Annotated in this window: 16 protein-coding genes and 3 pseudogenes; 3 read left to right on the plus strand and 16 right to left on the minus strand. The window is 39.6% G+C overall.

Translation table 11 applies throughout. The features are described 5' to 3' along the window. Positions 1-95: 95 nt before the first annotated feature. The 6 genes from FOF60_RS22735 to FOF60_RS22760 form a co-directional block, all read right to left on the minus strand. On the minus strand, positions 96-2,171 hold the full coding sequence (locus tag FOF60_RS22735; RefSeq protein WP_192470931.1) for an amylo-alpha-1,6-glucosidase: 2,076 nt from the start codon (positions 2,169-2,171) through the stop codon (positions 96-98). A 45-nt stretch (positions 2,172-2,216) separates the two neighbouring features. Next, a complete protein-coding gene (locus FOF60_RS22740) occupies positions 2,217-3,041 on the minus strand; it encodes a carbohydrate ABC transporter permease (protein WP_192470930.1) in 825 nt (274 codons plus the stop codon). A 5-nt stretch (positions 3,042-3,046) separates the two neighbouring features. Next, positions 3,047-4,000, minus strand: a complete 954-nt coding sequence (locus tag FOF60_RS22745; RefSeq protein ID WP_192470929.1) for a carbohydrate ABC transporter permease — start codon at positions 3,998-4,000, stop codon at positions 3,047-3,049. 147 nt (positions 4,001-4,147) lie between these two features. Next, a complete protein-coding gene (locus FOF60_RS22750) occupies positions 4,148-5,374 on the minus strand; it encodes an ABC transporter substrate-binding protein (RefSeq protein ID WP_192470928.1) in 1,227 nt (408 codons plus the stop codon). Between the two features lie 191 nt (positions 5,375-5,565). Further along, a complete protein-coding gene (locus FOF60_RS22755) occupies positions 5,566-7,083 on the minus strand; it encodes a response regulator (protein ID WP_192470927.1) in 1,518 nt (505 codons plus the stop codon). A 15-nt stretch (positions 7,084-7,098) separates the two neighbouring features. Next, on the minus strand, positions 7,099-7,848 hold the full coding sequence (locus FOF60_RS22760) for a sensor histidine kinase (RefSeq protein ID WP_192470926.1): 750 nt from the start codon (positions 7,846-7,848) through the stop codon (positions 7,099-7,101). A gap of 134 nt (positions 7,849-7,982) precedes the next feature. On the opposite strand from FOF60_RS22760, the pseudogene FOF60_RS22765 reads away from it, so the two are divergent. After that, positions 7,983-8,471 (plus strand): annotated as a pseudogene (locus FOF60_RS22765) (helix-turn-helix domain-containing protein); the annotation flags it as partial. A 112-nt stretch (positions 8,472-8,583) separates the two neighbouring features. Here the strand turns inward: FOF60_RS22765 and FOF60_RS22770 are convergent. Genes FOF60_RS22770 through FOF60_RS22785 form a run of 4 tightly spaced genes read right to left on the minus strand, consistent with a single transcriptional unit; the run spans position 8,584 to position 11,540 of the window. Beyond that, entirely contained in the window at positions 8,584-8,820 is a 237-nt protein-coding gene (locus tag FOF60_RS22770; protein WP_192473829.1) for a DUF5348 domain-containing protein, read from the minus strand. Next, positions 8,817-9,617 carry an ExeA family protein gene (locus FOF60_RS22775; RefSeq protein ID WP_192473828.1) on the minus strand — a complete coding sequence of 267 codons (801 nt, stop codon included), beginning with the start codon at positions 9,615-9,617 and terminating at the stop codon, positions 8,817-8,819. The genes FOF60_RS22770 and FOF60_RS22775 overlap by 4 nt, the downstream gene beginning before the upstream one ends. Continuing rightward, complete coding sequence (locus FOF60_RS22780; protein ID WP_192473827.1) at positions 9,610-10,965, minus strand: DDE-type integrase/transposase/recombinase; 1,356 nt, start codon at positions 10,963-10,965, stop codon at positions 9,610-9,612. Before FOF60_RS22780 ends, FOF60_RS22775 begins: the two co-directional genes overlap by 8 nt. Before the next feature lie 44 nt (positions 10,966-11,009). Next, entirely contained in the window at positions 11,010-11,540 is a 531-nt protein-coding gene (locus FOF60_RS22785) for a DUF6431 domain-containing protein (RefSeq protein ID WP_225650527.1), read from the minus strand. Between the two features lie 210 nt (positions 11,541-11,750). Between FOF60_RS22785 and FOF60_RS22790 the strand changes: the two are divergent. Then, positions 11,751-12,810 (plus strand): annotated as a pseudogene (locus FOF60_RS22790) (Mu transposase domain-containing protein); the annotation flags it as partial. After that, on the plus strand, positions 12,810-13,574 hold the full coding sequence (istB, locus tag FOF60_RS22795) for an IS21-like element IS643 family helper ATPase IstB (protein ID WP_192473832.1): 765 nt from the start codon (positions 12,810-12,812) through the stop codon (positions 13,572-13,574). The pseudogene FOF60_RS22790 and the gene istB, both read left to right, overlap by 1 nt. 39 nt (positions 13,575-13,613) lie before the next feature. Here istB and FOF60_RS22800 read toward each other — a convergent pair whose 3' ends face one another. The 6 genes and pseudogenes from FOF60_RS22800 to FOF60_RS22825 all read right to left on the minus strand — a co-directional run bounded on the left by FOF60_RS22800 (position 13,614) and on the right by FOF60_RS22825 (position 21,631). Further along, on the minus strand, positions 13,614-14,645 hold the full coding sequence (locus FOF60_RS22800; protein ID WP_192471066.1) for a cache domain-containing protein: 1,032 nt from the start codon (positions 14,643-14,645) through the stop codon (positions 13,614-13,616). A gap of 598 nt (positions 14,646-15,243) precedes the next feature. Beyond that, positions 15,244-16,983 (minus strand): phospho-sugar mutase, encoded by a 1,740-nt coding sequence (locus FOF60_RS22805; protein WP_192471067.1) that lies wholly within the window; start codon positions 16,981-16,983, stop codon positions 15,244-15,246. A 67-nt stretch (positions 16,984-17,050) separates the two neighbouring features. Then, positions 17,051-18,370 (minus strand): UDP-glucose dehydrogenase family protein, encoded by a 1,320-nt coding sequence (locus FOF60_RS22810; protein WP_192471068.1) that lies wholly within the window; start codon positions 18,368-18,370, stop codon positions 17,051-17,053. 97 nt (positions 18,371-18,467) lie between these two features. Continuing rightward, complete coding sequence (locus FOF60_RS22815) at positions 18,468-19,562, minus strand: glycosyltransferase (RefSeq protein ID WP_192471069.1); 1,095 nt, start codon at positions 19,560-19,562, stop codon at positions 18,468-18,470. 53 nt (positions 19,563-19,615) lie between these two features. Further along, positions 19,616-21,003, minus strand: a pseudogene (locus FOF60_RS22820) (sugar phosphate nucleotidyltransferase). A 70-nt stretch (positions 21,004-21,073) separates the two neighbouring features. After that, complete coding sequence (locus FOF60_RS22825; protein ID WP_192471070.1) at positions 21,074-21,631, minus strand: acyltransferase; 558 nt, start codon at positions 21,629-21,631, stop codon at positions 21,074-21,076. Positions 21,632-21,634 lie beyond the last annotated feature (3 nt).

Raw genomic sequence — 21,634 nt, forward strand, 5'->3', positions numbered from 1 at the left:
CTGTCCTCTCCCTTTCTAGTAAACTCTGCTGAAAATAATGTTTGTCCTATTAGCCGTTTGATTTCCCTCCAGCACCAAGGCTTTTTACGGAAAAACTATTTATTAACTACCAGTTCAAAACCGGTCGTATTTTCAATAACCTCAACAGCAATTTCTCCTGTCTCTATGCTTCTCTCCACTTTAAGTGACAACACCCCTGCACCAACTGAGAGATGATCCACTGACAGTGAGTTCATTCCCTCAATGAAGAAAGGATTCAGGTGAATTTCTTTCGTCATCGAATTCGGATGAATTCCCAGGATGGATTGCAGGAATGCGAATGCGGTCGCTGCTGACCATGCCTGCGGTGAGCATGTCGTTGGATATGGAACTGGGTAGCCCAATTCCGCATCATGTCCGCTGAATAGCTCAGGTAATCGCTGGTACTCAAATTGTTTCGAGGCCTCGATCAGCCCTGAAATGACTTTTCCGGCCTGCTGCTTGTATCCTAGCTTGCTGAGACCAAGCAGGATCATGCCATTGTCATGCGGCCAAACACTTCCATTATGGTAGCTCATCGGATAATAACCGGCAGCATCCACGCTCATTGTCCGGATTCCATAACCGTTGAATAAATCTTCCTGGATCAGCCTGTCAGCGACCTTTTCAGCTCGCTCTGCATCAGGCAGCATGGAAAACAGCAGATGTCCAGGGTTTGATGTGACGGATTTGACCTGATCGTTGTCTTGGTCAAGCGCAATCGCATAAAACTGCTCATCTTTCATCCAGAAGAAGTTTTCGAAGCTCGCTTTTAATTTTGCTGCGTCATCTTCCAACTTCCCTGCCAGTTCGTCTTCCCCAAGCATATGAAGGATAGGTGCCAATGATTTCTTTGCCTGGTATGCATAGCCTTGTACTTCTGAAAGAGCAATCGGGGACTTGGCGTATTCACCATTTTCATGGACCATGGAATTGCTTGAGTCCTTCCATCCCTGATTAGGAAATCCCTTTTCAGCTTCCTGGTGATAGGAAAGGAACCCAGTTTCCTTTTGGCCATACTCTTCTATCCATTCAAGCGCGCGTTCGATGTTCGGCAGCAGTTCTTTTACAAGCTCCAGGTCCCCTGTCCAGTTGTAATACTCACCGATCAGCACAAGGAACAAAGGTGTCGCGTCAATCGTTCCGTAGTAGGGACTGAATGGCGACTGTCCAGTTGTCACCAGCTCGCCGAAGCGAATTTCGTGCATGATTTTTCCTGGCTGTTCATCTCGCCATTTATCTACTTTAGTGCCCTGGAAGTTCGCAAGTGTACGGAGCGTTCCTTTGACCTTATATGGATTCAGCGGCAGCATGAAAAGAGAAGTAATCAAGCTGTCCCTGCCAAACGGCACAGCAAACCAGGGGAGCCCTGCAACAGGCACGTCGCCGAAGCCCACATCGGTCATCAGCATCCGCAAATCCTGGACACCCCGGTTATAAAGGCTGTTGAACAAAGGAAGGTCTGATTTCACTGTAGTTGTTTCGCTTTTCCACTGTTTATAGGAACCCTCAAGACGCTCCAAAGCCTCCGAAAATGGCAGCGTCTGCCCGCCTTTTCCGTCCAAAAGAGGTGTAACAGTTAAACCAATCTGCTTACTTTCCTTCGGCTCAAGCTCGATCGAAAAAGACACTTTTCCATTTTCATCAATCTCCGCGCCAGCCAAATCCCAGCTGATAAGCGTTTCCCTTAAAAGGTCATCTGCACCCTGGTAACGAACTCTATATTCCTTTTCTCCAATAACAGAATCTAGTTTATTTCCAACATTTCCTTCACGGTACTGTCGGACAATGAACATGTCCTGAAAATCGGCATCAAATGACAAGGAAATTTCCGCATTTCTTTTATCCAGAAAATAGTTTGTGAAAATGATATTTTCATATAAAACACCATCGTAGATGAATCTCTTTCTTTCTACTTCAAGCGCTCCAGTATCCTTCACATTTTTCATCAGATGAATGCTTGCCAGATAACTTTTGTTTGACTCCGAAGATAAAAGTTCTGGTCTTTCTCCATCCACTAGGACTTCCAGTTTGCTTAAAAACCGGGTGTCCTTCGTATATAATCCGTACCCCTTGTCCAAGTTTGAAGTGATATCCCCGTTTTTCTCCGTCAGGAAAAATAAATCTCCTTCTTTAATGACACTGTAATCCATAATCCGCACATCCTTTAGAAGTAAAATAAATCTTAACTTGCCAGATTAACCTTTAAGCCCTGAATTCGAAACACCCTCCATATACTGTTTCTGGAAGACAAAGAAGAATACAAGGATCGGCAAGGTAGTCAGTACAACACCAGCCATAATCAATGGCGTGTTTTCAAAGAACATGTCTTTGACACTGTTCAGACCGACAACAAGTACATATTTTTCAGGTGTATTGGCGAGCGTGCTTGGAATCAGGTAACTGTTCCAGGTTCCCGCAAAGGTTAGAATTGCAACTGTAATCAGGACAGGCTTTGACAGTGGATAAACTATTCTCCAGAAGGCCCCCATCTTAGTCAGGCCATCCATTCGCGCTGCTTCTATTAATTCATTCGGAACCCCGATGAAAAACTGTCGGAGCATGAAAATATAGATTGCTTGAAAAAGAAACGGAATCGTCAAGGCTGCAAAAGAGTTGAGCCAGCCTAGCTTCGCCATGTTCACATATACAGGAATCAAAATCATATGGTACGGAATCATCATTGTCACAACGACAATCCAGAAAATCAATTTTTTGCCGAAAAAGTCCAGTTTCGCCAGGGCATATGCTGCCATTGGATTGATGATCAGGTTTCCAATCAGAATGATTCCAGTCATGATAACCGTATTTAAAAGCCATTTCGATACGTTGTATGCATCACCTGTGAAAAAGGTCTTATAGTTATCAAAGGTCCAGTTTTCGAATCCTGTAAATGTATTAACATACTTAATTGGAATGAAAGAAGTATACAGAGTATATAAAAATGGAGCAGCAAAAACTAAAGCAAGAATTACAATCGCAATATAGACGCCTATCTTCGATACTTTATTTCTAAAAGTCATTTTTATCACTCCTTGTCATCCAATAATTTTTTCTGCAGTACAGTTATAAACATAATAATAAAGAAGAAAATGACAACAGCCGCACTACCATATCCCAGATTCATATAGCGGATACCGTGTTGATAGAAATACGTAATGACCGTGCTTGTCGCTCCTGCCGGCGAGCCGAGAGCGCCATATCTTGAAATTGCCGCTATCTGATCGAAGATCTGGAAGCCGAGGATTGTCCCTACTGATACGACAAAGAATGTCACAGGTCTTAACATTGGTACGGTGATGTAGCGGAATTTCTGCCAGGCATTTGCTCCATCGATGACACTTGCTTCATATAATTCTTTGGAAATTTCCTGCAAAGCAGAAAGATAGACGATCATCGTAAATCCAACCTGCTGGAAGATAAACAACATAGTGACAAATAATAACGCATATTCCGTACTTGCAAACCATGTCACATTTTCCATGCCGAATGCTGCGAAAAACTTCGTGACAAATGTATTTTCTTTAAAAAGCATCATCGCAACAGTTGTCAGTGCAATTTGTGAAGTGATATAAGGGATGAAAAAGACCGTCCGGAAAAGTCCTTTTCCTTTGATCTTTTGATTGACCAGTACCGCCATCACAAGTCCCAAAACAGTCTGGACTGGTACAGCAATCAAAACAATTTTAAGGGAATTGCCAAGTGCCTGGTAAAATTGTGGATCATGCAGGATGTTAACGTAGTTTTGTAGCCCAATGAATTTCGCCTGGCTCAAATCCATGAAATTGACTTCCTGGAAGCTTCTTACGAACGATTCCATGAAGGGGTAAAAGAACCACCAGCCCCATAAAATCAAAAATGGAAGTGAGAATACCCATCCGACAAATTGGTCCGAATCTGCCAGTGACCTTAAAGAGAAACGAGATCTAGCTGTCTGTTTTTCGACTTTATTTCTGCCGGTGTATGTTTCTGCCTTCAACATGTATCTTCCTCCTCTATAACTTGTCTTCAGCGGCATTGCCTAAAAAATGAAGTGCCGGACCCCCTTCCACCTTCTTGTGTAACGGAATGGGGTCAGACACTTTAAGGCCTGGCCAGTTTATTTTTTCAGCCTAAGAATATTTGTTTTCTATTTAACTGACTGCTGGATACTTTCCAGAATGTCTTTAGCTGACTTATCATTGCCGCCTAGAACTTTAGCTTCAAGTTCTTCAGCTAACTTGTCAGTGAACATTTTTGTGTTATCGGGATACTCCCAATCCGTGCTGTATTCAAGTGCCTTTTCGATTTCCTTGAACTCTGGATTCTCTTTGAAATACTGCTCTGATAAAGCTGTCCTTGATGGATTATGTCCAATAGCCATGAATTGCTGCTGTACTTCTTCACTAGTCAGTTTGTAAGCAGCCTGTACCGCAGCTTCTTTGTTCTTGGAATCCTTCAAAAGGACATAAGCATCAGAGATCATGCTGCTTCCTTTTTCAGTTCCTTCAGGAATAGGAAGTACTGCATATTTCAAATCTGGATTCGCATCCTTGAGGAAAGCCTTGTACCAGTAACCACCTGTTGTCATTGCCGCTTTTTCATTCGCGAATACTTCGCCGTCCCAGCCTAAGCCAAGCTCTTTAGGGGTCACTGCCAAATCTTCTTCATACATTTTCAATACAAAATCCAATGCTTTTACGTTTTCTTCAGAATCAATATTCTCACCGTAATTCCAACCGCCGCCATAGCTCTTCAGATAGTTTGTGATATGGTATGGATGCAGATTGATGCCGATCCCACTTACTTCATCTTTGGTTAGCTTTTCAGCTGCTTCGTATACTTCATCCCATGTCGTTGGATATTCGCCCAATCCAGCTTCCTTCCACATATCTTCATTGATGAAGAACATCGCTGCATTCATTGTGTTTGGAATACCATACTGCTTGTCGTCTACCTTCCATACGTCTACAACATTCTCATTAAAAACACTCATATCTAATTCTTCAGAACCAATGAACTCATCCAGTGGAGTGAATAACCCTTTGGAAATATACTCATAAGCTCCTTCGTTGGATACTTTGATAAAATCAGGTGCTACACCTGCAGCTATTTCTGCAGGAAGAGTGTCCCAGAACTGCTCACTGCTTGGATATTGTTTAATTTCCAGCTGAAAATCTTTATTTACTTCATTAATCTTAGCAGCCGCATCTTTATACAGCTTCAAATCCTCTGCTGCTCCCCAAAATCCCATTGTTACAGTCTGCTTTTCGCCAGCAGAACCGGAACCGCTTTCATTTTCCTTATTAGAATTTCCGCAGCCCGTTACAAGCAGCATCATTAAGGCAATCGCTAAAATAGCTGTCTTTTTAAACATATTTGAACCCCTCTCAAATGGTTATGTTATTTCCTTGTCCTTATAATAGCGCTTTCATTGGCTTGAAAAAATTAATGAGTCAATCATTTCTTTAATATAATCAACTTTCTTCTAAATCTTCCTTTTCCTTTTTTAATATTGTTATCTTTTCTTTAATAAAATCATCCTAAATAAAAAACAGCCTGATCTGGTCACAGGCTGCTTTTACGGTATTCTTTCGGGGACATCCCGACGTATTTATGAAAAACAATATTAAAATGAACCTGGCTGTTAAAGCCGACCATCTCTGCTACTTCATAAATTTTATATGGATATTCATTCAGGAGCTTTTTAGCCTTTTCGACCCTGATTTCATTCAAGTAATCAAGCAAGCCCCTTTCCATTTCCTTATTGAATAGCTTGCTGACGTAGTTCGGACTGACATTAAACTCATCTGCCAGCTTTTTCAATGATATATCCTGCTGATAATTCACTTTAATATAATTGAGGATGTTTTTGGTGATTGGACTGAGATTTCCGGCAGATTCATTTTCATCATCCGCTTTTTTTGTAAAATAAGCCGAAAGCTCCTCAAAGCTGGCCATTTCATCAATCTCTCTTTCCGTCCGAAAATACTCTTCTTCCCCATCCAGCATGATAAATAAGAAGCCTTTATAAATTTTTTTTAGGTCCTGATCACAGATACATCTTGTATCCTTAAGAAAATCATGCCATTTTGAAAGCACTTCGAGGAATTCATTCCTTGACCCTTGACTCAGAAGCCCTTTTAGCCTGGATATAAATGCATTCGCATCTTCCAGGCATTGCTCTTCCCCATTCCCATTTTCTCTTTGATAGAAAAACACCATTTTGGCAGAATCATAAAAAGCAGCCTGTAACGCTGTTCTCGCCTGTGAATACGCTTGTCTAACATCGCGAAAAGCATGAACCTGATCGCTTACTCCAACAACGATATCAATATTCATCAAACGTTTGATTGAATTCACCATAAATGCTGTTAATTTACTGATTCTTTCCTGACATTCCTGAGCACTGCGGCTCTGGCTCTGGCTTATCACCAACACATATTCTTCCTCATTCATGTCAAGAAGCTCTGTTTCCTTTTCCTTGGAGATGATTTCTTTCATTAAATTCATGAATGATTTTTTTAAAAACCCTCTATCGTCATTTTGATACCTTTTGATGACTTGTGAGTAATTTTTCACTTTTATCAAGAGAACCGAAAGATTTCGTTCTTTCACAGCCAGCATGCCCTTTTCTATATCCAGGCTGCCATTCAAAAGCTCATTTAGTGCTCCGTTTGCCATTGTGGCACTGTTGTCAGAGTCCCCTGCTTTTACTTGATCAACCTTAAACTGCTTTAGAGCCTCAGCAATTAAAGTACCGTTCATTGTTGGTTTGTGGAAATAATCCTTAGCACCCAGCTTCATCGCCTTTTTCACATGGTCGAGATCGTCAAAGCTGCTCAGGACAATCACATAGGTTTCGATCTTCCTTTGCTGGATTTCCTCCAGCACCTGCAAACCATCCAGCCTAGGCATTTTTATATCGAGGATGACAATATCGGGCTTGACTTCCTCGATCATTCTTAACGCCTTCTCCCCATCTTCAGCTTCGCCGGCAATTTCATATCCATTTCCTTCCCAATCATAGCTGGACTTGATACCGACCCTTACTAGAGGTTCATCATCCACAATCAAAATTTTCACCGAACCACCTCGATTTTATTTCATAATCGGCAGCACTATTTTCGCCACTGTTCCCTGATTCTTTTCACTTGATAAAAACAATCCATATTCCTTTCCAAAATTTAATTCAATCCGTTTTTGAATATTGCTGATTCCAATCGAATTCAACTTTTGGATAGAATGGCTGTCGTCGAGCAGTTCATCAGGTATTCCGATTCCATTATCTTTTATAACAAAAATGAGCCGACCATCCTCCTGGCCAACTTTAATTTCCAGCATGCCTTTATCTTCAATTTTATCAAACCCATGGAAGACAGCATTCTCGACCAATGGCTGAAGGAGGAACTTTAATGTCTTGTATTCAAGGACATTTTCATCAATATCATAGTGAACATCAAACTTATTAAAATATCGTAAATCAAGGATTTGAATATAATCTTTAATAAAATCAGTCTCTTCCCTCACCGTTACAAAGTCACCTTCTGTCTTTGCGGTAAACTTAATGACGGAGGAGAATGAATTCAACGCTTCTTCTATTCCGCTTGCTCCCTGCATTTTAGCCATCCACTTGATCGCATTGATTGTATTGTACATGAAGTGAGGGCGAATTTGGGATTGCATGGCCAGCATCTCCAGCTTCCTTTTTTCCGACTCCTCCAGGTAAATCCTCGAAATCAAGCTTCTGATTTGCTCCAGCATAGCATCAATGGTTTTACTGATTCTCCCTATATCCCCTCCGGTCAATCCAACTCTTACATCCAGGTCACCTACAGATACCTGCTGCATTTGTTAACGCTAGAATAAAGTTGACAGTTTTTGCTTGATTAGATTTTACACTTTTGCTCAATCAACCTACTACTTTAGTAAAATAGATAGTGATGTTATTTTACTGGAGGTTAGGGTTTTTGGAGGAGAAGTTAGTGTTATATGTAAAGATTCATGAACTACGTAAAAGAAAATTTAAAGTAGCACAAATTGCTAAGGAGCTTAAGATCTCAAGACCAACTGTCTATAAGTATTTAGAAATGTCATTTGATGAAGCAAAAGCGTATACGGAACAACCTTTGGGGAAGAAGAAAAAATTGGATCATTATAAAGACTGGATACTTGCCTGGCTAGAAGAGTATCCTCACCTGAGTAGTGCTCAAATTCATGATTGGCTTTTGGAGAGATATCCCGACCTATTGGTCGGTGGAAGTACTGTGAGAACTTATGTGAAAAATATTCGTGAAGTCTATCAGATTGAGAAAAAGGTCATCGTTCGTCAATACGAAGCAGTTCCTGAACAACCAATGGGCAAACAGCTTCAGGTAGACTGGGGTGAAACAAAACAGAAGACGATAAACAACAAAGAAATCAAACTGTACTTTATTGCCTTTGTACTCGCTCACTCCAGACATAAATATATGGTGTTAATGACGTTCTACAATGTCCGGAAATTGATGGTACTAATTGTCCGAAAACTGACGGATTTCCTGTCCAAAATGAAAAGGGAGGCAGTTTTCCTGCTTCCCAACGATTTTACAAGTCAACTTGGTACGTCTCGTTTTTCTTAAGATAGAACTTTACGTCGTTACGACCAGTGAAAATATACCAATCCCTACCCAGTTCCAGACGGCAGGAAAGAGTCTTGCCATTACCTAGATGAAGATCAAACCATTCTCCACATCGCATCTTATAACCAGCATTGTCCCCCCAAAATACAACCCAACAATCCAACTCTTCATTGTAATTCATTTCTTTCCAACGGCTTTTCATGAAAGTTCACCCTGGATGACTTGCTTGATCATATGGTCGTCAATGATCCTTCGGCCATTTTGTGAGCCATAGAGTAGACTATGCGTGCAGAGTTTATCTATGAGCCTTGCGGCACCACCAGAAAACCGATGGATTTCATCGAGAGCCCCGTCAGAGAATATTGGTTGGTCAACTCCGGCATAACGAAGGTGCCTAGAAACATATTCTTCAACTTGGGCACGATCGAGATGTCCTAGCTGAAATTGGATATCGATTCTTTGGCGTATGGCTGCGTATGATTGGAGCCGAAGTCGATCCCATAATTCACTTTGACCGACAAGGATAAGCGCCATCGGGCTTTGCGAATCCATTTTGAAGTTCAGTAGGAAACGAACCTCTTCAAGCATTTCACGGTCCAGAAGATGGGCTTCATCCACTACCACCACAGGTTGTAGCCCTCGTATGCCTTTCATTAATTCAATCTCACGATGAAGCTGCCGTTTTGCATCTCCCCGGTAAAACTTCGCTTCGGAGCCTAACTGTTCCAGAAGACCTTTGTAAAAATGCCGAGGTGTTAACTTAGAGTCAGACAGGTAAAGGATATGGAATTTCCTTTTATCCAATTTGTCCACAAACTTACGGATGGTCGTAGTCTTTCCAGTACCACTATCCCCACTCAGAACGGCGAAAAGCTGTCTTTCAGCTGTGTACTTCAGCCTTCCAAGGATTTCTTGCATCATCGAGGAATCATACAATTGATCAGTCGGAAGATCTCTGGCGAAAGGTGTGTAATCCATTTCATAGAAGGCTTCAAACACGAGAATCATCCTCCTTCCAAACGGCACGGAAGGTCACGGCAGGTTTCTGTTCAGTTTGACGTTCCTGGTTCTTTCGTTCAGCTGCCTTTAATAGTCTTGAAGATTCTACATCCTGCACCTGCAGGTGCTCAGGTAATGCAGGACGCTTCCCAGCTCTTTCCCCAATGACCAGCTTCTTGGCTTTCCATGGAATATGACCCTCGAACTCAATGGTTAGCTCCTCGATATTCGCAGGGTCATAAACAACTTCAACCTGTCGTCCAATGAATGTCAGGCCCACCTCATATTTTTGATCCATGAAACTGATGCATCCTGATTTATCAACTTTCCTCGTTTCACAATGGAGAAATGCATTACTCAACGTATCCGGATCGATGAACCGAATCGCTTTCTTATCTGAACGAAATGCCGTTTCCGGGCTGATTTTCTCCCCAAGTGCAGAATGAGGCTTATTCTGATAACACTCTGTCAGCCACACTTGGAAAAGCTCATTCAGACGATCAAGTGTATTGGGTTTTTCGATGACAGCCTCACTTATGAATGAATCTATTACTCTGTTAAAGCGTTCAATTTTCCCTTTTGATTCAGCTGAGTATGGCCTTGTGTATGTAAGGCGGGTGCCTATTTTTGAGCAGGTACGCGACATCCATTTGGTTCGATATTGCTTTCCATTATCAAAATAAACAGCTTCTGGAACACCATACTTTTGTATGGCCTGCCGAAAGGCATCTTCAATGATCCTTGAATCCAAAGTAGGGTAGAAAGCTGCGTGAAGCACAAATCTGGTGGCGTCGTCGATAAAGGCGACAAGATATACTTGTTTCTTCATTCCATTCGGACCAATTGGCAGGTAAGGGCCATACTTGATATCTGATTGCCAGAGTTGGTTGCGATGTCGCTTCTGAAATCTCCTGGCAGCTACTCCTGTCTGGGAGTAGAGTCGCATATGCCGTGTGCTGTAACCTTTTTCAGTGAGCTTTTCCTGGAGCGTTGACCTTTTGATCTGCCCTGGTTCAGCCAACCCTTCCCACTCGAGTATCTGTATGATTTGAGCCACGCTCCGGCTCGGCACTTCCTTACGCAGAAGGATTGCCTGTTCCAATAAATGAGGAGGGATAGCCTCAGACTTTTGAGCACCTTTTCTTCCTTGCGGCTTTAGTCCTCCAAACCCATCTACCTGAAATTGAGCCAAATATCGCCTGATGGTTCTTTCAGAAAGACCGCTAGCCTTCGCTATCTGGTCTCTTAACTCCTTTACTTTCCCAGCGTCAAGCCCCTCTGCCAATAAAGGGGATATCAGCTGAAAACGCTGCACTGCCAATTCTTCTGATTTCTTATGATCACTCATGATACATTCTCCTCTCTGTGTCTATCACGAGTGTAAATCAGGTTCTATTGGACAATGAATGCGGAACGGGTGTGTAACCATAAATTTATATTTGCGATGGGCCGGACAATTCTTGTCAGCCATCCATTGGCATCTCCTACCAAGCGTCCTATCCTTTGAAGTGCGGTCCCTGAACATTTGGACGTAACATCCTGGGGGATCTTTCCCTGGTTGGTCCTGATCATGATGGAGTTCAAACAGCCGATCCAATAATCCATTAATTGATGAAACCAACCGTGCCATCTTGAAAGAGTGGAATCTTCGGCAGCAACAATGTGGGTGGATGGGTTCGTAAGAACGTCTTCGATACATTCAGCCTCATAGCGTTTATAAGGAATCAATAAATCTGGAAGTTCATGATGGATGGTCTGACAATTGGTGCACTGCATTCTTCGGATGTTATATGTTTTACTCTGACCTGTATGATCCTTGGCTTTTCGATTCTTTGTACCTCTAACCAACATGTCTTTACCACAGCAAGGGGAAGGGATCCTCCCCGCACCCCTAACTAAAAACTCCAGTAAGAGTGTTTTCAATCAGCTGATAATCTGATACAATAACCATATACTTTTTTGTGGGACGTCTCCTGTATAACTGTTGGCGCAGTTATACATTATGGGGGACGTCTTTTCCTTTCTCCAGAATAAATGTCGAAATGTTTCGAATTATATACGGACATTATAATCGACTAATTCTGGACAGGCAATACCGTCAACTTTCGGAAATTTAAGGATGTCAAAAACAATATGGAATGGCAGGTACGTCCATTTACTACAAGAGATGCGATCAGGTGTCATGAAAATGCATTCCAATTTTACGGAGGACGAACAGAAGAAATCGTTTATGATCAGGACCACTTAATCACAGTGAGTGAAAATGCAGGCCATCTGCTTTTAACATCAGAATTTCAAAGCTATGTGAATGAGCGTAAGTTTAAAGTTCACTTGTGTAGAAGAGCTGATCCTGAATCTAAGGGCATGATTGAAAATGTAGTTAAATACATAAAAGGCAATTTCGCAGACAGTCGAGTGTTTAGCGACATAGAAGATTGGAATAATCGAGCACTACAGTGGCTTCAACGTACGGGGAACCATCAGGTTCACCAGACAACAAAAAAAAAGACCAGCAGAAGTGTTTCTCCTCGAAAAGCAACACTTACAGCCAGTCTCTTCGTTACTTTCATATGAAAGTACCAATAACCAAAGTATAACAAGAAGTGTAAGCAAGGACAACACTATCCGTTATAAGTCAAACCGTTATTCCGTCCCACTCGGGACTTATCAAACAAGGACTGAAAATCTTGTATGGATTGAAGTGACAGGCGACGAACATCGTATGCTTGTAATCCGAAAAGAAGTAAATGGTGAAATCATTGCCGAACACATTATTAGCTCAGAAAAAGGAAAACTCATTCAAAACCGCCATCATACCCGTGATCGTTCAAAAGGGATTGAAGAGCTTAAGCAACGTCTAATCTCTAACTTTGAAGATCAGACACAGGCAGCTGTTTATTTTGATGAAATCAGCCAAAGATACCCAAGGTATCGTCGAGACCAGTTTGCGATCATCCACAAGGTGATTCAACAGTACCCAGCATTAATTGATATTGTGATGACTAAGTGCATGACAGAGAAATTATACAATGCGAATGATTTTCGCGATATCGCTCATCACCTTGATACATTGAGTGATGAACCGATTAAAGAGGTACAATCCTTTTATCCTAATTCAGCAAAACACTCTCATATCAAGGCCTCTATCCGTTCTTTAAATGCGTATACAAGCATTTTAGGAGGTCGAGCATAATGAACAAGACGGTGCATGAATTACAAGATCAATTTCGTCAGTTACGCTTATCTGAGACTGCGGAGGAGCTGCCACAGCTTCTTCGCGAAGCTGAGAAAGCATCTTGGACTTACTTAGAATTCTTAGAATCTCTTACGCGTTATGAATTAGCAAAACGTGAAGCAAAAAGCCTTGATAAAAGAATGAAATGGGCACGCTTCCCTTTCGTGAAGTCATTAGATGAGTTTGAACTGGAAGGTCAAAACGTTCTGACAGCACGACAGCTAAAACAACTCAGAGAGTTAAGCTGGCTGGAACAACAATACAACTTAATTCTACTAGGGCCACCTGGCATTGGAAAAACGTACATCGCAATCGGACTAGGACTCGAAGCCGTTTACAGAGGATTCAATGTTTACTTCGCTACAATGGGTGAGCTTGTACAGCTATTAAAGACAGAAGAATACTTGAATAAATCTAAAGTCCAACTCAAACGGATTAGAAATGCCGATCTTATGATTATCGATGATTTGATGTACATGGCGATGGATCAGAGAGAAGCAAACTTATTCTTTCATTTAATTAATCATTTATACGAACGAAGTTCGATCATCCTTACCTCAAATAAAAGTCCAGATGAATGGGGTAATTTAATTGGAGATCAAGGCATTACGACAGCTATTTTGGACCGTTTGCTTCATCGTGTTGAAGTCGTACATGGTGGCGAGGATGAGGAAAGTCATCGGATGAAAAACCGAAAAAGCATTTTTTCAGCAGAAGTGTAAAAAGGAAACGAGCATAAAGTGTAAAATTAAACTTGACGTCTACAGCATTTTATCCTCGAGTACCTTCAGCGGCTTTGTAATACTCGTCGCAATGTAAATCGCTGCCACAATGGAGAGAATAAGACCGACGACAATAATTGTGACCATCAGTTTCAATATAGTATTGAGCAGCTGAAACAATTCACTCTTTGGGATAACAGTCACAGTTCTCCAGCCTGAGATATCCGAGGCAGAAGATAGGAGAAATGATTTTTTCCCATTGACTGATACCTCCTCCAGCGGATCTTCATACTCGATATCCTCCTTAAAAATTGTATTGGCATGATGGCCGATTTCGGTCTTTTCATTGCTGTATATCACCCTATTGTTTTGATCAAGCAAATAAAGCTCAGTATTTTCTGTGAACTGAATGCTGCTCCATAACTGCTTAAGCTTGCCGATATCAATATTCACAAGAATAATTCCTATACTTTCATTTGTATAGGGGTCAATGATTGAGCGTCCAACCGATACGACATGCTCTTTCTTATTTGTCATCCTTTCCTGATGAACACCTATCGTAACATGTTCCCCGTTCTTACTTAGAATCTCCCTTATATAAGGTTCTTTCAGATATCCATTTTTCAGGTAATCATAATTCACATATTGGACATTGCTCCTGCCAATGATGCTTTTATCCTTCATATGATAAATAGTAACGGAATCGATGACATCAGAATACAAGAGAATATTATTTTGGATCATAGCATTTACCCTATCAAAATCTTTGGACCGCTCATATCCTGGCTCCTCAAGCTTAGAATAATCTTTTCGAAGAATCTCAAATATCTCCTGGTCATGAAACGGATACATTGTTAATCGAAAAATCGAATTCAGCGTCGTATCGATGTTCTTAATGATCTGATCATTATTCTGGCTCGCAGCAGAAAGTGTCGTATTCCTGTTGGAATCTAAATAAAGCCATGATAGAGTTCCACCCACTGCCAGAAAAGGGATGATGATAAAGCTTGAAAAAGCGATGGTCAGTTTATATTTTAAGGTTAAGTTTTGAAAGCCTTTTATTCGTTTCATAAATCCTCACTGTTTTTACTTTGTAATTAGCTTGTTTCTTAATTTACAATTTAACATAGTTTTGGGATTACGATATAGTAAAGAAAAATTAACCAGGGTTGATGTACAAAAGCGAAACTACTGTTGAGTAAGTATATAAAGAAAAGAAGTTAAGACGTCTTATAGTGCCTTTTTTATGTAAAACTACTGATTGGTTGCTTTAAAATCTGTGCTCTAGCTTTCTACCAAATATAATTAACGACAGAAAATATAAAATACCGAGGGGATTCAGGAGATTTGGTTGGTAGCACTTTGTCATTTTGTTTATGGGTGTCATAACTCATCGATATTTGTGGATTTTATTCCCATTTCAAATAAAGGTTATACTCCCAGACAAGGGGAATAATATTATATAAGTTTCTCAAAATTACTGGGATGTGATGAAATGAACCGAGAAGGTAATTTTGCAGTTGGCTTTTCATGGGGTATATCACTTAGTATACCACTTTGGATTTCTTTGTTTGGATGGATAAAATTAATGATAAATATATTTAGTCCTTAATTGTTTTAATAGCCTATCGAAGATTTAAATAAATCTTCGATAGGCTATATTTATTTTCTAGGATAATACCTCTTGAACCTTATTCATAACTGCTTCTTTTATGCTTAGCAATTTCTCACGACTTGTCTCCAGTGTTTCCGCTTTAACACCAAAGTAGAACTTCGCTTTTGGTTCCGTGCCGGATGGACGCAAACAGAACCATGACCCGTCAGCTAGGTGATACTTAAGAACATTTGATTTTGGCAATGCAATGGCACACTCTTTATTGCCCCTTAAATCAAATTGTGTACTCTCCAGGTAATCTTCAATCACAGTTACTTCGATTGCAGCTACTTCCTTTATTGGTTCTTCACGGAAACGACTCATAAGCATTGCAATTTGCTCTGCTCCATCTTTACCTTTTAAAGTAATTGTTTCGAGATCCTCTTGATAATATCCATACTTCTCATAGATCTCTAGCAAGCCTTCATACAATGTCATTCCTTTTGCTTTATAAAAAGCTGCCACTTCTGTAGCAAAAACCGCAGATTGGACCGCATCTTTATCTCGGACAAAATCACCGATTAAGTATCCATAGCTCTCTTCATAGCCAAATAGGAAAGTATGCTCTCCCGTGTTCTCAAAATCATTGATTTTCTCGCCAATAAACTTAAATCCAGTCAGGGTATCAATGGTAGGAATACCGTACTCCGCCGCAATAGCCCGACCGATTTCAGAAGTTACAATGGTCTTGATTACGACCCCATTATCAGGCAATAACCCTTTTTCTTTCTTCTGGGATAGTAAGTATTCCAGCATTAATGCACCCATCTGGTTACCAGTCAAGACTACATATTCCCCCTGCAGGTCTCTCACCGCGACACCGAGGCGATCAGCATCGGGATCAGTAGCCATCAAAATATCAGCATCCACTTTTTTTCCATAGCGGATAGCTATCTCAAAAGCAGCATGCTCTTCAGGATTAGGAGATTTCAACGTTGAAAAGTTCGGATCAGGCACTTCCTGTTCATTTACCACTGTTACATTCGTAAAACCAAATGCCTTCAATCCTTCTTGAACCGGCTTATTCCCTGTTCCGTGCAAAGGAGAAAAAACAATCTTCAAATTATCTGAAACACTTTTAACTATGTCAGCATTCAATTGCAAAGTTTTTAGGCTTGAAACATACTCTTGATCGATTTCTTCACCAATGTAAGTTAACAAACCGTTTTCTAAAAGTTCCTCTTCAGTCGCTACCTCTACCGTTAATTCATTCTCTACAGCATTCACATATTGAATGATCTCATCTGCAGCCTCTGGAGGAATTTGCCCTCCATCTTCACCATATACTTTAAAACCATTATACTCAGGTGGATTATGGCTTGCTGTTATAACCACACCAGCAAAGGCATTTAAATATCTTAAAGCAAATGAAAGTTCCGGTGTTGGTCGCAATTCTTCAAATAGGTATGTTTTAATACCATGCTTTCCGACCGTTTTTGCAACTTCCAACGCAAATTCAGGTGATTTATGGCGCGAATCATAAGCAATAGCAACCCCACGCTTCTTGGCTTCTTCACCCTTTTCGGCAATATACAGTGCAAGCCCCTCAGCGGCACGACGAATCGTATAAATGTTCATACGGTTTGTACCAGGACCTATTTCACCACGCATGCCGCCTGTGCCGAATTCTAAATGTTTATAGAAGCTATCTTCCAGCTCCGTTGCTGTCTTGGATAATTTATCTAATTTATCCGATAATTCGTTTTGTAATTCACTAAATGAAGTCCATTTCTCTAATGTTTCTTTCCAATCCATGTTAATCCTCCACTTCCCCCATATGTAAAAAAGCCCCTTCTAAAAAAGAAAGGGCAACTATTTATTGCTAAACTAATGACGGTTCAAGACTATTTACTGTCTCTCTACCAATTGAATCATAGATCATACTTGCTTTTTTTGTACTCTTGAGGTCGTAGCAATTTCTACCATCCAAGACAATTGGAGATTTCATCAGCTCTGAGTACTTGGATAAATCAAAGTCTTTAACCTCATCCCATTCTGTAAAAATGAAGCAAATATCTGCATCCTTTATAGTACTCTCTATTGAATCACAGTACGCAACCTCATTAGGGTACAACTTTTTAAAGTTGTTAACTCCAACTGGATCCCATGCTCTCACATTTGCCCCATCTTCCAGCATTAGAGGAATATTAACCAGGGTAGGAGCTTCTCTTAAATCATCTGTACCGGGTTTAAAGGTCAAACCTAGCACGGCAACATTCAAACCTTGCAAACTTTCATAATATTTACGAGACTTTTTAATTAACTTGAGCTTCTGATTTTCATTAACATCGATTGCAGCTTTAACCGTCTTCAGTTCATGATCATGGAAGTTGGCTAACCAGTGAAGTGCTTTCGTATCTTTAGGGAAGCAAGAACCTCCATAGCCGATCCCGGCATTTAAGAATCTGTTTCCGATACGGCTATCAAAGCCCATACCAAGTGCCACGTCTTCAATATCAGCCCCGATAATTTCACACAAGTTAGCAATCTCGTTGATGAATGATATTTTTAAAGCAAGAAAGTCGTTAGAAGCGTACTTAATCATCTCTGCACTTTTTCTGTTAGTCACAATGATTGGAGCATCGAAATTCTTGTAAACCTCTTTTAGTACTTTACCAGGATATGAATCTTCTACTCCTACGACAATTCTCGACGCATGCAAAGTATCTCTCACTGCCGTACCTTGAGCCAAGAATTCTGGATTTGAAGCAACGTATACATTAACATTATTCTTTAATTTACTTTTGATTACTTCTTCAATTTTATCATTAGTACCAATTGGTACGGTAGACTTAACAACCACTACGCAATCCTTTTCGATACTTTCAGCTATTTGTTCCGCCACTCCATACACGTATGTTAAATTAGCAGAACCATCTTGTTTTTCTGGAGTTCCCACCCCAATAAAAACAACATCCGCATCTTTATAGGCTTCCTGATAGTCTGTAGTAAAATGAAGGCTCTGCATATTCTTCTGCATTAATTCTTCAAGCCCTGGCTCATAAATGGGTGAAACCCCAGCTCTCATTATCGCTACTTTTTTCTCATCTATATCAACACAAGTAACTTTATGCCCGTTTTCAGCAAGACAAACGCCGGTTACTAATCCAACATATCCTGTTCCGGCAACAGCTATTTTCATTTAACATCTCACCTTTAAATTATTTGAAATAAATTTGGATATATAATTAATTACCCCTCTATTATAAAGAAACTAGCGCCCAGGTGGATATCCCAAATTATAGAAATTGTTCTTGTTTATATAAAATTTTAAGGATATCTTCTGCAATTTCATTAACAGAGTTATTACTAGTATGTTTATCTCTAAACAAGTTCTTATTTAAACGATCAATAAATGAATAATTAACTTGGAGATTTTTAAATTCATTCCAATCGATTACTTCGCATGCGCTATATTTTTTCAAATAGTTAATAGTAGATTGATCTTCAGTCATTGAACGTCTTTCTAATATTAATAGTGGGACATTATTGTTTAATGCTTCACCCACCATACCCCATCCAGCTTTTGTTATGACTAAATCAGAAGATGCTATATAGTTCTGAGTTTCAACATAATCTAGTGGAATTTGTTGCACATTCTCTCTTTTAACTGGGACATTTGAAGAAATAACAAATTCTATATCAGGACTATCCCATATAGGGAGTAAATCAAATGTTGCCTGATCAATTTTCATCCCAAGCCCTAAAAAAACAATCTTCTTTTCATGACTTTTATCAACCTGATTTCTAATACTATTGATTTCTGATAAATCAACTTTTCTAGAAAAAAATCCATACTCTTTGGAGTCGGATCCCCATGTTTCATTGCTTCCTGCTAATGAAAAGAAATAGGTTATTTTACTATAGACCTCTTTAAGTGGAGTCAATATAGCTTCCTCAATCAATCCTTGGTAAGCTGTGAACCAGGTGAAATTTGAAAGACCTATAGAAGGAATACCCAAGTTTCTAGCCGGCTCAAAAGGCAAAGGGCTAATATCAGATATCACTAGATCCACATGATTAATCTTCAAAAATTTTTCTTCCTCTAAAAGTCGACTATCCCAATCATTAATAAACTTGAGATATTCTTCGAATAACAACCTTTTATCAGGATAAATGGAGCCTTTTTTTAAAAAATATCCTATGTCAGTATTTAATTCCCGGAAAGAAACTCGCCTAGAAAGAATTGAAGCTTTCATAAAAGAAACGGCAAATGAATGGCAAACAATAACTCGTATATTAGAATCTCGAAGAAGAAGTTCTCTTATAATAGCTATACTCCGAGAAGCATGCCCATAGCCATAATCAGAAATGTAATAAGCAATTACTTTCATATCACTTCGACTCCATTAAAAAAGGGAAAGAGCCATCGCCTTTCCCACAAAAATTAAACAATTACTTTTGCCTTAGCCTTACTAAAATGCTCCATAACATCTTCCCATTTAAATAATAGGCGTGTGAAATCTTCATCACTTATACCAAAGCCTGTTTGCACTTCAATAAATTCTAACTCAGATAATGCTTTAATTCCATGCTTCTTCCCCGCTGGAAGATGAATGATATCGCCCGCCTTAACCCGAGTAATGTGGTCATCCAATGCTAATTCACCTTCGCCACGTACGATCGTCCATACTTCATCTCGTAAATTATGATAATGATAACTTGAATTCTTTCCATCATGAATACATATACGTTTAGTTACCATCTCATCTCCATTATCATACTTTGCATAATCCAGTACTCTGGACCAACCCCATATCCGTTCCTCATACATAGGCGGCTGTTCAAATCCACTAATTAAATCCTTAATTTTTGGACTAGATGCTTTATCGGCAACCAATATTCCATCAGGGCTAGCTGCAACAACGATATCTTTTACGCCCAGTACAGTAACTGGAATATCAAGTTCATTAATCAAATGGGTGTTAATAGAATCATCACTTAATACACCTTTACCTAACTGAGATGTTGCCATTTCTTCTGTAAGGGTATTCCAAGTACCGAGATCCTTCCAATAACCATCATAAGGGATAGCGACAATATGCTCAGCCTTTTCCACTACTTCATAATCAAAACTTATCTTAGGAAGCATATTATACATCATATCAAGCTCGTCATACTCAATTGGCAAGCCTTTTTGATTCATAATATCAATCAAAAGCTTAATTTAAAAGCAAATACCCCACAATTCCAAAGAGCATTTAAATCAATTAGTGTTTGAGCTTTTTCTTCGCTTGGTTTTTCAGTAAAATGATTTACAGTAATATATTCATTACTATTTGCTTCACTATTAGGAACAATATATCCATATTTAGATGAAGGATATGTCGGCTTAACTCCTATTAATGCCAAATCTGCACTGGTCTCTATTAATACCTTCTCTAGTTCTTTTACTTTTTCAAAAAAACCATCCTCCACGTACGGATCAACTGGAAGGACAACAATAATTTCATCTGAATGTGCTTTTTCAATAGATGCTAAATAAGCAGAAGCTAAAGCAATAGCCGGAAAGGTATCTCGACGTTCTGGCTCTATTATTAGAGGAACATCCATTCCTACCTGACTATGAATCATGTCTCTTTGCATTTTGGACGTAGCAATAATTGAAGAGTCCGAAAGGCCAACTGCTCCTAATTGGCTCCAAACACGCTGAACCATTGATTGTTTTTGATCTTGGCTACTTTGTAGTACTTTTAAGAATTGTTTTGATCTTGTGTCGTTGGATAAAGGCCATAAACGCTTGCCTGATCCTCCGGAAAGTAATACTAGCTTCATATTTTCCCTCCGTTTTTAGAATTTTTATCATTCAAAAGATGTAATTAATTTCATCATAAATTATATCGCCTTATTGCTGTATTATTTTCATGGTTTTCCCTGGATTGCCAACAATCACACTATTTGGAGGGAATTTTCCACTTACTACCGCACCAGCACCTACCACACAACCATCACCCAATTCAGTACCTTTTAGAATAAGAGTGTTACAACCAATAAAACAATTTTCACCAATATAAATTGGACGTGTTTTAATCTTTTCCTTAATATCTGCGTTTCTTGCATTAATTTCAATGGGATGAAAGTCGTTGTCTAATATTTTTGCATTTCCACCAATCATAGTATTATTACCAATTGTAATGGAAGACCTAGCGTAAATTGTTGCTCCAGAGATACCAACATTATCTCCAATTTCAATCTTTGCTTCTGGTGTTCTAGTTACAATTATAGAACGTGAATAAAGACCTACGAGATTAGATAAAAATGAAGATTTTATTGTAACATTGTTACCTATTTTTATAGAAGAACCTCTTTTATTATAAATAACTGGACAACCTTGTAAGTTTAAATTTTCACCATACTTAATCTTTGAAATTTTTAACAATACCTTATAGTAATTTGCATTCATATG

The sequence above is a fragment of the Mesobacillus jeotgali genome, assembly GCF_014856545.2.
Classification (GTDB): Bacteria; Bacillota; Bacilli; order Bacillales; family Cytobacillaceae; genus Mesobacillus.

Bases quoted from the DNA above. Each gene is read 5' to 3' on its own strand.
- istB (WP_192473832.1), top strand. From the start codon at position 12,810: ATGAACAAGACGGTGCATGAATTACAAGATCAATTTCGTCAGTTACGC.
- FOF60_RS22810 (WP_192471068.1), bottom strand. From the start codon at position 18,370: ATGAAAATAGCTGTTGCCGGAACAGGATATGTTGGATTAGTAACCGGC.
- FOF60_RS22740 (WP_192470930.1), bottom strand. From the start codon at position 3,041: ATGACTTTTAGAAATAAAGTATCGAAGATAGGCGTCTATATTGCGATT.
- FOF60_RS22825 (WP_192471070.1), bottom strand. From the start codon at position 21,631: ATGAATGCAAATTACTATAAGGTATTGTTAAAAATTTCAAAGATTAAG.
- FOF60_RS22805 (WP_192471067.1), bottom strand. From the start codon at position 16,983: ATGGATTGGAAAGAAACATTAGAGAAATGGACTTCATTTAGTGAATTA.
- FOF60_RS22815 (WP_192471069.1), bottom strand. From the start codon at position 19,562: ATGAAAGTAATTGCTTATTACATTTCTGATTATGGCTATGGGCATGCT.
- FOF60_RS22770 (WP_192473829.1), bottom strand. From the start codon at position 8,820: ATGAAAAGCCGTTGGAAAGAAATGAATTACAATGAAGAGTTGGATTGT.
- FOF60_RS22745 (WP_192470929.1), bottom strand. From the start codon at position 4,000: ATGTTGAAGGCAGAAACATACACCGGCAGAAATAAAGTCGAAAAACAG.
- FOF60_RS22800 (WP_192471066.1), bottom strand. From the start codon at position 14,645: ATGAAACGAATAAAAGGCTTTCAAAACTTAACCTTAAAATATAAACTG.
- FOF60_RS22780 (WP_192473827.1), bottom strand. From the start codon at position 10,965: ATGAGTGATCATAAGAAATCAGAAGAATTGGCAGTGCAGCGTTTTCAG.
- FOF60_RS22750 (WP_192470928.1), bottom strand. From the start codon at position 5,374: ATGTTTAAAAAGACAGCTATTTTAGCGATTGCCTTAATGATGCTGCTT.
- FOF60_RS22735 (WP_192470931.1), bottom strand. From the start codon at position 2,171: ATGGATTACAGTGTCATTAAAGAAGGAGATTTATTTTTCCTGACGGAG.
- FOF60_RS22760 (WP_192470926.1), bottom strand. From the start codon at position 7,848: ATGCAGCAGGTATCTGTAGGTGACCTGGATGTAAGAGTTGGATTGACC.